This is a genomic window from Bradyrhizobium sp. WU425 (assembly GCF_021052305.1).
In the GTDB taxonomy this organism is placed as follows: Bacteria; Pseudomonadota; Alphaproteobacteria; order Rhizobiales; family Xanthobacteraceae; genus Bradyrhizobium; species Bradyrhizobium canariense_D.
Genome location: NZ_CP088089.1, coordinates 4889463 through 4903655, shown reverse-complemented (window position 1 = coordinate 4903655; position 14193 = coordinate 4889463). Strand labels below are relative to the sequence as shown.

At 65.8% G+C, this 14193-nt stretch carries 11 protein-coding genes; 5 read left to right on the top strand and 6 right to left on the bottom strand.

Going from position 1 to position 14193, the window contains the following annotated elements:
- Positions 1-19 precede the first annotated feature (19 nt).
- Entirely contained in the window at positions 20-1204 is a 1185-nt protein-coding gene (locus BcanWU425_RS23940; RefSeq protein WP_231188593.1) for a TIGR03862 family flavoprotein, read from the top strand.
- A 9-nt stretch (positions 1205-1213) separates the two neighbouring features.
- Here the strand turns inward: BcanWU425_RS23940 and BcanWU425_RS23935 are convergent, their stop codons facing one another.
- Positions 1214-2431, bottom strand: coding sequence for an MFS transporter (locus tag BcanWU425_RS23935; RefSeq protein WP_204510950.1), 1218 nt, complete (start codon positions 2429-2431; stop codon positions 1214-1216).
- A 91-nt stretch (positions 2432-2522) separates the two neighbouring features.
- On the opposite strand from BcanWU425_RS23935, the gene BcanWU425_RS23930 reads away from it, so the two are divergent.
- Positions 2523-3425: a LysR family transcriptional regulator gene (locus BcanWU425_RS23930; RefSeq protein WP_204510951.1), complete on the top strand. Its 903-nt coding sequence runs from the start codon at positions 2523-2525 to the stop codon at positions 3423-3425.
- Here the strand turns inward: BcanWU425_RS23930 and BcanWU425_RS23925 are convergent, their stop codons facing one another.
- The 3 genes from BcanWU425_RS23925 to BcanWU425_RS23915 form a co-directional block, all read right to left on the bottom strand.
- On the bottom strand, positions 3426-4505 hold the full coding sequence (locus BcanWU425_RS23925; protein ID WP_026233758.1) for an alanine racemase: 1080 nt from the start codon (positions 4503-4505) through the stop codon (positions 3426-3428). It abuts the gene before it with no gap.
- A 64-nt stretch (positions 4506-4569) separates the two neighbouring features.
- Positions 4570-6375: an ABC-F family ATP-binding cassette domain-containing protein gene (locus tag BcanWU425_RS23920; protein ID WP_018459206.1), complete on the bottom strand. Its 1806-nt coding sequence runs from the start codon at positions 6373-6375 to the stop codon at positions 4570-4572.
- An 8-nt stretch (positions 6376-6383) separates the two neighbouring features.
- Positions 6384-6881, bottom strand: coding sequence for a YaiI/YqxD family protein (locus BcanWU425_RS23915; protein WP_018459205.1), 498 nt, complete (start codon positions 6879-6881; stop codon positions 6384-6386).
- A 141-nt stretch (positions 6882-7022) separates the two neighbouring features.
- Here BcanWU425_RS23915 and BcanWU425_RS23910 point away from each other — a divergent pair, with 141 nt between their 5' ends.
- Entirely contained in the window at positions 7023-7823 is an 801-nt protein-coding gene (locus BcanWU425_RS23910; protein WP_085352825.1) for a hypothetical protein, read from the top strand.
- Positions 7824-7990: 167 nt separating this feature from the next.
- Here the strand turns inward: BcanWU425_RS23910 and BcanWU425_RS23905 are convergent, their stop codons facing one another.
- On the bottom strand, positions 7991-10363 hold the full coding sequence (locus tag BcanWU425_RS23905) for a xanthine dehydrogenase family protein molybdopterin-binding subunit (RefSeq protein WP_204510952.1): 2373 nt from the start codon (positions 10361-10363) through the stop codon (positions 7991-7993).
- Between the two features lie 210 nt (positions 10364-10573).
- Here BcanWU425_RS23905 and BcanWU425_RS23900 point away from each other — a divergent pair, with 210 nt between their 5' ends.
- Both BcanWU425_RS23900 and BcanWU425_RS23895 read left to right on the top strand, forming a co-directional pair.
- On the top strand, positions 10574-11641 hold the full coding sequence (locus BcanWU425_RS23900; RefSeq protein ID WP_026233757.1) for a Ppx/GppA phosphatase family protein: 1068 nt from the start codon (positions 10574-10576) through the stop codon (positions 11639-11641).
- A gap of 1 nt (position 11642) precedes the next feature.
- Positions 11643-12329 carry an RlmE family RNA methyltransferase gene (locus tag BcanWU425_RS23895; RefSeq protein ID WP_204510953.1) on the top strand — a complete coding sequence of 229 codons (687 nt, stop codon included), beginning with the start codon at positions 11643-11645 and terminating at the stop codon, positions 12327-12329.
- Positions 12330-12345: 16 nt separating this feature from the next.
- On the opposite strand, the gene BcanWU425_RS23890 is transcribed toward BcanWU425_RS23895, so the two are convergent.
- Positions 12346-13836: an MFS transporter gene (locus tag BcanWU425_RS23890; RefSeq protein ID WP_204510954.1), complete on the bottom strand. Its 1491-nt coding sequence runs from the start codon at positions 13834-13836 to the stop codon at positions 12346-12348.
- Positions 13837-14193: the final 357 nt, after the last annotated feature.

The following is a 14193-nucleotide window of genomic DNA, read 5'->3' as shown; positions in this document are numbered from 1 at the left end:
CGCCGGCCCTGCCGGTCTGATGGCGGCCGAAGTGCTCGTGCAGGGTGGTGCTCGCGTCACCGTCTACGATTCGATGCCGTCCGCTGGCCGCAAATTCCTGATGGCCGGCCGCGGCGGGCTCAATCTCACCCACAGCGAACCGCTGCCTCAGTTCATCACGCGCTACCGCGAGGCGGCGCAGAGGTTGCAGGCTGCGATCGAAGCGTTTCCGCCTGACGCGCTGCGCGCCTGGAGCGAGGCGCTGGGCGAGCCGACTTTTGTCGGCTCCAGCGGGCGTGTGTTTCCGAAGGCCTTCAAGGCCTCGCCCTTGCTGCGGGCCTGGCTGCGACGCCTCGATGCCGCCGGCGTGCACTTTGCGTTTCGCCAGCGCTGGATGGGCTGGGACGGGGACGGACAACTGGTCTTTGACCCACCCGGCGGCGAAGACGCCATCGCCGCGGACGCCACGGTGCTGGCACTCGGCGGCGCCAGCTGGCCGCGACTGGGCTCCGATGGCGGCTGGACGACGATCCTGGCCGACAAAGACGTTGCGATCTCGCCGCTGCGGCCGGCGAACTGTGGCTTCACCGTCAATTGGTCCGAAATTTTCCGCACGCGCTTCGAAGGCCAACCCCTCAAGGGTATCACGCTGTCCTTCGGCCCACACCGCGCCCGCGGCGAGGCCACGATCACAAGCGGCGGGATCGAGGGCGGGGCGATCTATGCGTTGTCCGCCGAGCTGCGCGAGGCGATCGCAGCGAACGGCGCAGCGGTCCTTCACGTCGCGTTGCGGCCGGATGTCGATCATGGCGAACTCGTCAAGCGCCTGTCCGCCTCGCGCGGCAAGCAATCCTTCTCCAACTTCCTGCGCAAGGCTGCGCAGCTGTCGCCGGTCGCGGGCGGGCTGTTGCAGGAAGTCGCCATCGGTGCCGGCCGGTCGTTGTCGGCAATGTCGGCTGAACAATTGGCGGAGCTCATCAACGCCGTGCCGGTCAAGCTCATGGGCGTCGCGCCGATCGCGCGCGCGATCTCCAGCGCCGGCGGGATTTCCTTCGATGAACTCGACTCGGACTTCATGATCCGCAAGCTGCCGGGCGTGTTCGCAGCCGGTGAGATGCTGGACTGGGAGGCGCCGACCGGCGGCTATTTGCTCCAGGCCTCGTTCGCGACGGGAGCGGCGGCGGGCAGGGGTGTGTTGCGACGGCTCGCCGAACTGTCGTCCTGACCATCCGCATCATGACGTCCCGGTCCGGGTTGCGAGATCCGTGAGGAGGCCGAGCACGCCGAAGCTTGCCGCCACTGCGCAGACCATCGTCCAGCCCCCGTAGCTCCAGGCCAGCGATGCCGCCGCCGCGCCGATGCCACCGCCAATGAAGAACAGCGCGACGAACAGGCCGTTCATGCGACCGCGGGCCTCGGGGCGCAACAGGTTGATGGCGCGGCGGCCCAGCGTCTGGTCGGTGGTGATGCCGACGTCGAGCAGGATCGTGCCGAGGCTCAGTACCAGCAGACCGGTGATCTGGGATTCAAGCACGCTCGCCCAGGCACAGAGCGCAAGCGAGCCGATGATGAGCAGATGGGCGGCAAAGAACATCGGCCGCGCCCGGCCCTTGTCGCCCCAGCGTCCCGCGATCGGTGTCGCCGCGGCACCCGCCACACCGATCAGCGCGAAAGCCGCAATTCCCTTGGCATCGAGCTCGAACGGCGCATCCGGCAGCCGTAGCGCGACCGCCGACCAGAACGCCGTGAAGGAGGCCATGACAAGCGAGGCGGTCCAGGCCCGCACGCGTAGCACCGGCTCTTCGCGCAGCAGTCTTGGAAAGGACAGCAATAAATCGGCGTAACTCGCGCGTGCCGACGGTCGAAGGGTTGGAAGGTAACGGGCGAGTGGGCCGGCAAGCAGGGCCATCAGAGCGGCCGAAACGACATAGTAGGCGCGCCAGCTCCAGAGATCGGCGATCAGGCTCGCTGCAGGTCGTGACAAGAGGATGCCGATCATCAATCCGCCCATCACCTCGCCGATGGCCTGACCGCGGCGATCCGGCGCCACCATGGATGCGACCAGCGGAACCATCATCTGGATCGCCGCGCAGCAGGCGCCAAGGATGAAGGTGGCGAGCAGCAGGAGCGCAGGCGTCGGCGCGAGCGCCGTCGCGAGAGCGGCGAGGATGGCGCAGCCGAGCGTGCGGAGGATGACAAGCCGGTTCTCGACGAGATCGACCAGAGGCACGAGCAGCAGGAGGCCGAGTGCATAGCCGAGCAAGGTCAGCGTGCTGATCAGGCCCGCCTGCCACGCAGGCATGGACATTGACCGGCCGATCAGGCCGAGCAGGATCTGCGGCGCGAACAGATTGGTGACGACGACACCGGCGGTGATCGCGCCGAGCCAGATCAGCGGCCGCTCGGCGAACTGGTTTCGGGACGCGGGCCTGGCGGTTTCGGAGATACTCATGGGACCTCGCAGCTGTGGCGCGGGACCCTTTAAGCGGGGACATCAATATGCTACAATTCAAATAAGCCTATAAAGAATATGCGAGTTTGTTATGAATACCCATGACCTTGTTGCCTTCGTCGCCGTGGTCGAGACCGGATCGATTGTCGCAGCTTCGGCGCGTCTCAATCTCACCCAGCCTGGCGTGACCCGACGCATCCAGAATCTCGAGGAGATGTTGGGGGCGCAGCTTCTGGATCGGCTCTCGAAGCCCCTGAAGCCGACGGCAGCGGGGCATGAGGCCTACGAGCAGGGCAGGCGCCTGCTCAGGATGCTGGACGACCTCAAGTCGGGCGTTGCCAGCGACGGAATGGTCCGCGGCGAGTTCAGGCTCGGCCTGACGCCGTTTCTCTCGGAAGCGGGCTTGACCGCACCACTCGATGCGGTGCGCGCCGAATTTCCCGCGCTGGCGGTGCGGGTGGTCTCCGGTTGGTCGCCGAACCAGCTCGAGCGTGTCTGCCGCAACGAGCTCGATGCAGCCGCGATTTGTCTCCCCGACGGTGCAGTGCCGCCCGCCGATCTGGCGGCCGACGATCTCGGCGCGCAGCCCGTCGTCTTCGTCGTCGCACGCGAGATGAAGATCCCGCGCACCGTCGACCTGGAACGGCTGTCCCAACTGTCGTGGGTGATCAACCAGGACGGCTGTGGATTTCGCGATACGCTGAAGCGAAAATTCGATGCCTCGCATCTGCCGTTCAACATCGCCGTCGAGGCGCTGGACAGTGAGCTCCGCCTGTCGCTGGTGTCGCGCGGCCTCGGCGTCGGGCTGGTCACCCCGATCGCCCTGAAACGTAGCGCATTTCGCGACAGGCTCAAGCCGGTCGCCGCGCGCGACTTCAAACCCGCCGTGCGCGCTTGGGTGGTGCATCGCGCCCCCGCCGGTCGGCTGGAGCGGCCGATCAAACTCTTTCGCGACGGATTGGTCCGGGAACTCCAGGCACTGATCGGGGGCTAGCTATCTCAGCTTCCCCCGTGCCGCCACCGGCAGCGTGCCGATGATCTCCTCGCCGCGCACCATCACCACTTCGTCCATCATGTTGACGACGACGCAGACATGATTTGGCACGACCCGCACGACGTCGCCGACGTTAGGCCGGGTGTTGCTGCGGGAGAGGTCGAGGAAGCCGTGCTCCTCGGCGAAGCGTGCGATCTTCGCTTCGGGGTGCTCCAGGATGAGGCCGTGGCCGTCGAGGCCGCCGGTGTCCGTCGTCAGAGTCTTTGAGCCGGCGTCCAGAATCCCGCGCTCAGGCGCGGCGCGGCTGACCACGGTCGAATAGATGTGCAGCGCGCAGTCGTCCCAGGTGGCGACGCCGGCCGCGACCTGCATGCGGTCGTTATAGATGTAGGTGCCGAAGCGATGCTCGGTGCCGCCCTTGAGCTTGCCGAGGTTCTTCAGGTTCGGCGTGCCGCCGGTCGAGACGATTTTTGCATCCAGCCCGTGTGCGCGCACGCCGGCCAGAGCTTCGTCATAGAATTTTTGGGCGTCCGCCCAACCAGTCTCGGTCGGATACAGCATGAAGCCGGCGAATTGCAGGCCCTTGGATGCGGCAATCTTCTGCGCCAGTGCAATCGCCTCGGCGGGCGTCTCGACGCCGGCGCGCTGGCGGCCGGTATCGCATTCGACCACGACCGATAGCGGTCGACCTGAGGCTGCGGCGGCCTTGGGCAGGCCGGCGACGACGGTCGAATTGTCAGCGGCGACCGTCATGTTGGCCTTCGCCTGCAGCGCCCCTAACCGCGCCATCTTCTCTTCGCCGAGCAGGTTGTAGCTGATCAGGATATCGTCGATGCCGGCATTGGCCATGATCTCGGCTTCACCGAGCTTCTGGCACGTGATGCCCTTGGCACCGGCCGCGATCTGCATCTTCGCGATGGTGGGGTTCTTGTGCGTCTTGACGTGGGGACGGTTGGCGATCCCGGCGTCGTCGCAAGCCTTCTGAATCCGCGCGATGTTGCGCTCTACCTTGTCCATGTCGATAACGGCGCAGGGCGTGCCGTATTCGCGGGCGATCTTGGCGGCAAGGGTCGTTGTCATGGAAGTCTCTGAGTTGGCGCGCATCCCGTTTGCAAAAGCGGTGCCCACTTTTGCGGAATGCACGCTAGGCCTGTTCAATCTCTTCGCGCCGCACTTCGAGCTCCAGCCATTTGTCCTCGGCCTCGGCCAGTTCCTTTTGCGCCTTCGTCAGAGCGTCGGAGGCCTGGTCGAAGCGCTTGCGATCCTTGCGAAAGAGATCGGGGTCGTCAAGGAAGCGCTGCTGCTTGGCGATCTCGGCCTGCAGCTTGGCGATGGTCTTGGGCAGCGTCTCCAGCGCGTGTTGCTCGTTGAAGGTCAAGCGTCGTCTCGCGACGCCGGACGGCACGGCTGATCGCTGCTCTCTCGTCTCTTCGACGGCCTTCGCGGTCGCGCGCTTCACGTCGGCGCCGCGCTGGGCCAGCATGTCGGTATAGCCGCCGGCATATTCGAGCCAGCGTCCGTTGCCCTCGGGCACGATCACTGACGTCACCACGCGGTCGAGAAAATCGCGATCGTGGCTGATCAGAATCACGGTGCCCTCGTAGTCGCTGAGCATCTCCTCGAGGACGTCGAGGGTCTCCAGGTCGAGGTCGTTGGTCGGCTCGTCCAGCACCAGGAGGTTGGAGGGTTTTGCCAGCGCGCGTGCCAGCATCAGCCGGCCGCGCTCACCGCCCGACAGCACCTCCAGCGGCGTGCGCATCTGTTCCTGGGCGAACAGGAAGTCCTTCATGTAACTGACGACATGCTTCGGCTTGCCGCCAACCATGACATGGTCGCCGCGGCCGCCGGTCAGCGCCTCGGCCAGCGTCGTCTTCGGATCGAGACTTTCACGATGCTGGTCGAGCGTCGCCATCTCGATGTTGGCGCCGAGCCGTATGCTGCCGCTGTCCGGTGCGCTGCCGCCGGTCAGCATCTCGATCAGCGTGGTCTTGCCGGCGCCGTTCGGGCCGACGATGCCGATGCGATCGCCGCGCTGGACGCGGATCGAGAAGCCGTCGACGATCTTTCGCTCGCCATAGGACCGGCTGATATTCTTGGCCTCGATGACGAGCTTGCCGGACTTGTCGGCCTCGGCAGCCGCCAGGTTGGCGTTGCCCGTCGCGCCGCGATGGGTGCGGCGCTGGTCGCGCAGCGCGTGGAGATTGCCGAGTCGCTTGACGTTGCGCTTGCGGCGGCCCGAGACGCCGTAACGCAGCCAGTGCTCCTCGTTGACGATCTTGCGGTCGAGCTTGTGCTGGTCGCGCTCTTCCTCCGCGAGCACCTCGTCGCGCCAAGCCTCGAAGGCACTGAAGCCGCGGTCGATCTGCCGGATCTGGCCGCGGTCGAGCCAGGCGGTGCTGCGCGAGAGATTGCCGAGGAAGCGCCGATCGTGGCTGATGATCACCAGCGCGCAGCGGCGGCTCTCCAGTTCACTCTCCAGCCATTCGATGGTCGGAAGATCCAGATGGTTGGTCGGCTCATCCAGCAGCAGGATGTCGGGCGAGGGCGCCAGCACGCGTGCCAGCGCGGCGCGGCGCGCTTCGCCGCCGGAGACATGCGCCGGATCTTCTTCGCCGCTGAGACCGAGCTGCTCGACCAGATAGCGCGCCTGATAGTGGTCGTCGCCAGCATTGAGGCCGGCCTCGACATAAGCGAGCGTGGTGGAGAAACCGGAGAAATCCGGCTCCTGCGGCAGATAGCGGATGGTGGCGCCGGGCTGCACGAAACGGCTGCCGCCATCCGGTTCGACCAGGCCGGCGGCGATCTTGAGCAGCGTCGATTTGCCGGAACCGTTGCGGCCGATCAGGCAGACGCGCTCGCCGGTCGAAACCGACAGTTCGACGCCCGCCAGGAGCGGCGTGCCGCCAAAGGTCAGCTTGATATCGCGCAGTTGAATCAGCGGTGGCGCCATGCGGTGTCTCAGTCCTGTCTTGTTGCGGCCTGGTCGGCGCGGCGGCGCTGAATGCGGCGGATGGTCTGGTCGAGCGTCGACAGAAACGTCGAGCGGTCGCGCGGTGAATACGATTTCGGACCGCCGGTGACTTCGCCGGCCGAGCGCAAATCGGTCATCAGGTTGCGGACCGCGAGCGTCATCCCGATCGATTCCTCGGTGAACGCCTTGCCGTTGGACGCGATCACATCGGCGCCGGCCTTCACGCAGCGGCTTGCGAGCGGAATATCCGAGGTAATGACGATGTCGCCGGGCCCGGCGCGTTCCGCGATCCAGTCATCGGCTGCGTCCATGCTGGCACCAGCGGCGATCCGCTCGATGAGGGGATCCTGGGGCACGCGGATGAAATTGCCCGCGACCACGCTCACGGGCAGGCCGTGCCTGCCGGCGACGCGATAGATCTCGTCCTTCACCGGACAGGCGTCGGCGTCGACATAGATACGAGTGGTGTTTTGAGGGTTCGTCATGGTCCGTAGATGGGGCTTGCGAAGCGGTTCCGCAGCAGCCGCGTGGTACCCCATTCGGGCCGCAAAGGCGAGGGGATTGACCCCGGTTCCTCAGGGCCTACGATCGGGCCGAAACAACAAGAAATTGGGGAAAGCCAAGCCATGCCGAACCGGCTCGAAACCTATCGCGTCCAGGCCTACAACACGGCCAAGCAATCCGAAAACAAGATGCATGACGATGCAGTGGCGCGCCGTTTCGGGTTTTCCGGTGGGTTGGTCCCCGGCGTCGACGTCTTCGCCTACATGATGCATGTGCCGGTGGCGCGCTGGGGCCGCGATTTCCTGTCGCGCGGGCTGATCGAGGCGCGTTTCATCAAGCCGGTCTATGACGGCGAGACCGCCGACGTCGATGCGACCGAGCACAACGGCCTGCTCACCATCGAGGTGTTCAGCCGCACCGAGCTGTGTGCCACCGGCACGGCGTCGCTGCCGGCGATTGCGACTGCGGTATCGTTGAGCGACTATGTCGAGGTCCCCGCGATTGCCGAGCGCAAACCGGTCAGCCCGGCAACATTCGAGACCGGCAAATGGCTGGGCACGACACCGCGCCGCTGGGCCGGGCAGGATGCCGCCGACTATCTCGCCGACATCCGTGAAACCGATCCGATCTTCGCGGGCGGGGGGCTCGGCCATCCCGGCCTGATTCAGCGCGTCATGAACCGCGTGCTGGTGGACAACACGATCCTCGGCCCCTGGATCCATGTCGGCAGCCGCATGCAATTGCTGTCAGCCGCGCGCGCCGGCGACGAGATCACCGCGCGGGCAAAAGTCACCGCGAACTACGAGAAGAAGGGCCACCGCTTCGTCGAGCTCGACGCGCTGGTGGTCGCCAACGGCACGACGCCGCTGGCGCACTGCCAGCACATCGCGATCTACCAGCCGCGCGAGCAGGCGGCGGCTTAGGCGGCATGTAAGGGGCGCAGCGCGTCCTCACCCTCGCTGTCATTCCCCGCGAAGGCGGGGAATCCAGTACGCCGCAGCCTATCGGTCAATCGCTTCCGTCTCGGAGTACTGGATCGCCCGGTCGAGCCGGGCGATGACAGTCTGCTTGTGGAGGCAGAAGGGCAGCCCTACGCCGCTTTCCCCTTCGCATCCTGGATCGCGCGCCACACGCGTTCCGGCGTCAGCGGCATGTCGATGTGCTTGATGCCGTAGTCGGAGAGCGCGTCGATCACCGCGTTCACGACCGTCGACAGGCTGCCGGCGCAGCCGGCTTCGCCGCAGCCTTTGCTGCCGAGCGGATTGGTCGTGGCCGGCACCGGGTGGTCGCCGACCGTCATGTTCGGAACGTCCTCGGCGCGCGGCAGAGCGTAGTCCATCAGCGAGCCCGTGATCGGCTGGCCGCTCTCGTCGTAGCGGACGTGCTCCATGAGAGCTTGGCCAATGCCCTGGACGACGCCGCCATGGAGCTGGCCTGCGACCAGCAGCGGGTTGATCACCGTGCCGAAATCGTTGACCGCGCTGTAGCGCACGATCTGCACGACGCCGGTCTCAGGGTCGATCTCGACCTCGGCGACATGGCAGCCGTTCGGGAAGGCTGACGGCACCGGTTCGCTGGTGTGATCGACGTCGAGGCTGTCGGGCACGCCCTCCGGCATCTTGCCGTCGTGCAGGCGCTTGGCGAGCTCCATGATGTCGATGCTGCGGTCGGTGCCGGCGATCGTAAAACTGCCGCCTTCGAATTCGATGTCGGCTTCGGATGCCTCCAGCATGTGCGCGGCGGCGCGCTTGCCCTTTTCGATCACGAGCTTGGCGGCGCCCACGATCGCCATGCCGGTCGCGGTGATCGAGCGCGAGCCACCGGTGCCGTTGCCGGTGTGGACGATGTCGCTGTCGCCCTGCACCAGCTTGACGCTGTCGAAGGGAACGCCGAGCTGCTGGCAGAGGACCTGCGCGAATGCGGATGCATGGCCCTGACCGTAATCGAGCGTCCCGGTGATGAGCTGCACCGAGCCATCGGGATCGAACACGATCTTGCCGAGCTCGACGCCGGGAGGTGCGGTCACCTCCAGATAGGAGCCGACGGCGATGCCGCGCAGCTTGCCGGACTTCTTGCTCTCCTTCTTGCGCTTGGCAAAATTCTCGTGGTCGGAGATTTCGAGGGCCTTGTTGAAGACGGCCTGGAAGTCGCCGCTGTCATAGGTGACGCCGGAGGACGCGGCGAACGGCATCTGGTTCTGCTTGATGAAGTTGCGCTTGCGCAGGGTCAGCCGGTTGATGCCCATCTCGTCCGCGGCGCGGTCGATTAGCCGCTCCATGTAGTAGTTGGCCTCGGGCCGGCCGGCGCCGCGATAGGCGCCCATTAACGTGGTGTTGGTCAGCACCGTCTTGATGTCGACGGCCATCAGCGGCGTGCGATAGACGCTGGAAAAGTTCTTGCTGGTGTTGAGCGAGAGCGGGCTGGGCGCAACGCCGGTGATGTAGGCACCGAGATTGCCGTAGCCCGAGAGCTTGGCGGCGAGGAAATGCCCCTCGGCATCCAGCGCGAGTTCGGCGTGAATTTTCTGCGCACGGCCGTGGCTGTCGGACAAGAAGCTGGTCGAGCGTTCGTCCAGCCATTTCACCGGCCGTCCCAGCGTCTTTGCCGCGTACAGGATGCACATGTATTCGGGGTAATTGATGTTCTTCATGCCGAAGGAGCCGCCGACATTGGCGGTGAGAATGCGCACATTTTCGTTCGGCACTTTCAGGTTCTTGGCGAGATTGGCACGGTTGCCTGCCACCCCCTGCGTGGGCACCTGAAGAGTGTAGCGCTCGGTCTTCTTGTCATAGGAGGCAAGGCCAACGCGTGGCTCCATCGAGACCACGGCGACGCGGGTGTTCTCGATGTCGACCTTGGTCACGTGAGCAGCACTGGCGAAGGCCGCGTTGACCTTGTCGGTGTCGCCATAGTGGTAGTCGAGCGCGACATTGTTCGGGATGTGGTCGTAGAGCTGCGGCGCGCCGGGTTTTGCGGCTTCCTCGGGATCGGTCACCGCCGGCAGCGGCTCGATGTCGAGTTCGACCGCCTCGGCCGCGTCGCGCGCCTGGGCCAGCGTCTCCGCCACCACGAAGGCGACGGGATCGCCGACGAAGCGGACCTTGTCGGTTGCGAGCGGCTGGCGGTTGGTCTGGAGCAGGGGCGAGCCGTCACGGCTCTTCAGCGGCAGGCCGCAGGTGAAGGGGCCGTAGCCGGCCGCATCGAGGTCTTTGCCGGTCCACACCCCGAGCACGCCCGGCATCGCTCTGGCTGCATCGATGTTGATGCCGCGAATGACGCCATGGGCATGGGTCGAGCGAACGATCACGGCATGGGCCTGGCCGGGCAGGTTGAAATCGTCGGTGTAGCGGCCCTTGCCGCGCACCAGGGTATCGTCCTCCTTGCGGCGGACCGGCTGCCCGACGCCATATTTTTGCAGTGCAATAGCGTTGTCGAGCGTGGAGGATTTAGTGTGTTCTTGCATGGAATTGACCTGAAAAGCCGGCAAATGCGCGGTTTGGGGGGCGCCTGGGGTCCGGACCCCTCAAAAATAACCCACCGGCCCGCTCACGACAACGCACGAATGGGCATGGTCCCATGTGATGCGTTGTTGCGCAGGATTGGTGCGCTGCTAATGTTTCAGGCGAAAAAGCAATTCCAGATCGGCCTAACCGGCCGCGGAAAGACAGTTTGTATGAATGACCACACGCGGCTCCGCGACGGCCTTGCGCCGCACGGTGAGCTGGGGTCGATGGCGGCGGCGTTCGCCACTGAACCGGCCGTCGGCGCGCAAGCGCCGGGAACCGGCGTCTACGCGGCGCTCGACCTCGGCACCAACAATTGCAGGCTCCTGATCGCCTGTCCGACCCACGACGGCTTTCGCGTGGTCGATTCCTTCTCGCGCATCATCCGGCTCGGCGAGGGCGTCTCGGCAACCGGGTGCATCAGCGAGGCCGCGATCGAACGCGCCATCGTGGCGCTTGGCATCTGCCGCGACAAGATCAACCTGCGCAAAGCGCGGCGGCTGCGGCTGATCGCCACCGAAGCCTGCCGCGCCGCCTCGAATGCCGAAGGCTTTCGCAGCCGCGTCGCTGCCGAGACCGGGATCGAGCTCGAGGTAATCGACCGCGAGACCGAGGCGGCGCTTGCCGTGCTCGGCTGCTCGCCGCTGGTCGATCCCAGGGGGCGCGGCGCAATCCTGTTCGACATCGGCGGCGGCTCGACCGAGCTGGTACGGATCGAGCGCGACGCCGCAAATCCGGAGCCGCGCATCAAAGCCTGGATGTCGATCCCGTTCGGTGTGGTCACGCTTGCCGAGCAGTTCGGGGGCCGCGACGTGACCCCCGAGATCTACGCCGCGATGGAGCGCGAGGTCGCCCATCACATCGCGCCGTTCGCCGAACAGCATGGCGGCGATCTCACTGATATGCATCTGCTCGGCACGTCAGGCACTGTGACGACGCTCGCCGGCATCCATCTCAACCTCGCGCGCTACGACCGCCGCCGCATCGACAGCGTCTGGATGAACGATACCGACGTCACCGCGACCATCAACAAGCTGCTTGGCATGAGCTACGAGGAGCGCGCCGCGAACAGCTGCATCAGCGTCGAGCGCGCCGATCTCGTCCTGGCCGGCTGCGCCATCCTCGACGCGATCCGCCGCGCCTTTCCGCTGCCGCGCCTGCGCGTCGCCGACCGGGGCTTGCGCGAAGGTATGCTGGTCGAGATGATGCGCGAAGACGGCGCGCTCAGGAGCTGGTGAGATGGCCAAGGACACCACCGGCCGTTTGCACGTCCAGGTCAAGACCCACGGCAAGCGCAAATTGTCGTCGAAGCTCTGGCTGGAGCGGCAGCTCAACGACCCCTATGTGGTGAAGGCGAAGGCGCTGGGCTATCGCTCGCGCGCCGCTTTCAAGCTGCTCGAGATCGATGACAAATACCGGCTGCTGAAGCACGGCATGGCTGTGGTCGATCTCGGTGCGGCGCCGGGCGGCTGGAGCCAGATCGCCGCCAAGCGCGTCGGCTCGGTCGACGGCAAGGGCAAGGTCATCGCGATCGACCTATTGGAAATCCCTGAGATTGCCGGGGTCGAGTTCGCACAGCTCGACTTCATGGACAATGACGCGCCGGACAAGCTCAAGGCCATGCTCGACGGCGGCGCCGACATCGTGATGTCCGACATGGCTGCCAACACCACCGGTCATCGCAAGACCGACCAGCTTCGCATCGTCGGCCTGATCGAAACCGCTGCCGCGTTCGCCTGCGATGTGCTGAGGCCGGGCGGGACCTTCCTGGCGAAGGCGTTCCAGAGTGGCGCCGACGCCGAACTGCTCGCCCAGCTCAAGCGCGATTTCGCAACGGTGCGCCACGTCAAGCCGGCCGCGAGCCGTGCGGATTCCTCGGAGCGCTACGTTCTCGCGACGGGATTTCGGGGCGGGGCGACGCAATAGCGGACGAGAAGAGAGCCTACCCCAGCCGCTGATCCCGCACATCCTGCGTATCCTCGGTCGCCGCCTTGACGGCCGCCTTGGCCGCGCCCTTGCCGGCGCCCTTGCGGCTCGCGATCTCCACGGCTTTGCGGCCGGAAACTTCGTGGCCGGCATCGGCGGGCATCTGCCAGAAGAACCAGCTCGACGCCGCCGAGGTCACGGCGATCACGACGAAGGCCGGCGCAAACACGGTGGCGTCGAGCTCGCTGACGTGGCTGAACCACATCGTCGTCTCCACGGAGGCGGCGCCGACCGCGACGCCGGCCGAGACCGCGAGCTGCTGGTTGACGCTGACGAGCGTGGTGGCGCGGCTCATCTGCGCCTGCTCGACCTCGGCATAGGCCACCGTGTTGATCGCGGTGAACTCGAGCGAACGGAAGAAGCCGCCGACCACCAGGATGATCATGATGATCAGCAGGGGCGTCGTCACGGTGAAGAGGGCACAGGCGGCCAGGAAAACCGCACTGATGATCGCGTTCACCGTCATCAGGTTGCGGAAGCCGAAGGCGCGGATGATGCGCGCGGCCAGCGCCTTCATGCCCATGGCGCCGAGCGAGGAGCCAAACGTGACGAGGCCGGACTTGAACGGCGAGAGGCCGAATCCGATCTGCATCAGCAGTGGCAGCAGGAACGGCAGCGCGCCGATGCCGAGCCGAAACATGAAGCCGCCGAGAACGGCCGCGCGCAGTGTCGGCAGCCTCAGCAGCGTAAAGTCCAGCACCGGCGACCCCGTTCGCCGCGCGTGAAGGACATACAGCGACATCGAGATCGATCCGCCGACGACCAGGGCGGCAACCGTGCTCCATGGCAGCAGATTGAGTCCGGCGACCGACAGCCCGAAGGCGATGCCGGCGAGCCCGAGGCCCGCGAGCACCATGCCGTAGAGGTCGAACGGCTCTCGTTCCTCGCTTTTGATGGGATCGATGAAGCGCAAGGCCATGAAGATGCCGAGCAGCCCGATCGGGATGTTGATCAGGAAGATCCAGTGCCATGACGCGTAGGTGGTGATGAAGCCGCCGAGCGGCGGCCCGATCACGGGGCCGATCAGGGCAGGGACCGTCACCCACGCCATCGCGTTGACCAGCGCGCTCTTGTCGACCGACCGCAGCAGCACGAGGCGCCCGACCGGCGTCATCATTGCCCCGCCCATGCCTTGGAGGATGCGCGCGAACACGAAATCGGTGACCGATGTCGAGAGCGCGCAGCCGACCGAGCCGACCATGAACACGCCGACGGCAATCGCAAACACCAGACGCGCGCCGAACCGGTCGGCGGTCCAGCCGCTCGCCGGGATGAAGACCGCAAGCGACAGCAGATAGGAAGTGATCGCGAGCTTGAGCGTCAGTGGGCTGGTGCCGATGTCGGCCGCAATCGCGGGCAGCGACGTGGCGATCACCGTCGAGTCCATGTTCTCCATGAAGAGAGCAGTGGCCACGATCAGCGGAATGATGCGTTGCTTGTCGACCATGACGGATTGGTAATGGACATCGGGAACGAAGGGCGAGAATTGCGGCTTATCACCGCCACTGGGCCGCGACCATTGCGGATCGACGCATAGCACCTAAATCCCGCGTGACCCCAGGCGGGTGCGCCCTGCGCCGGAGATCACGATGATCTGCCGTTCGCCAGTACGTGCCGCCGCGAAGGCTATCCGCCGCCGAACTTGCCCAAAAAAGCCTGTGCATGGCTGGCCGGCGGTCCGAATTGCTTTGATTCGTCGCCCGCCCGTGCTATCGACCCGCGTCAACCCCACCGATGGGCTCCGATTCTCCGGCGTTGCCGCAAGGTACGCCGAGGGCGGCGCTCATCCATAGCTATTTGCGGC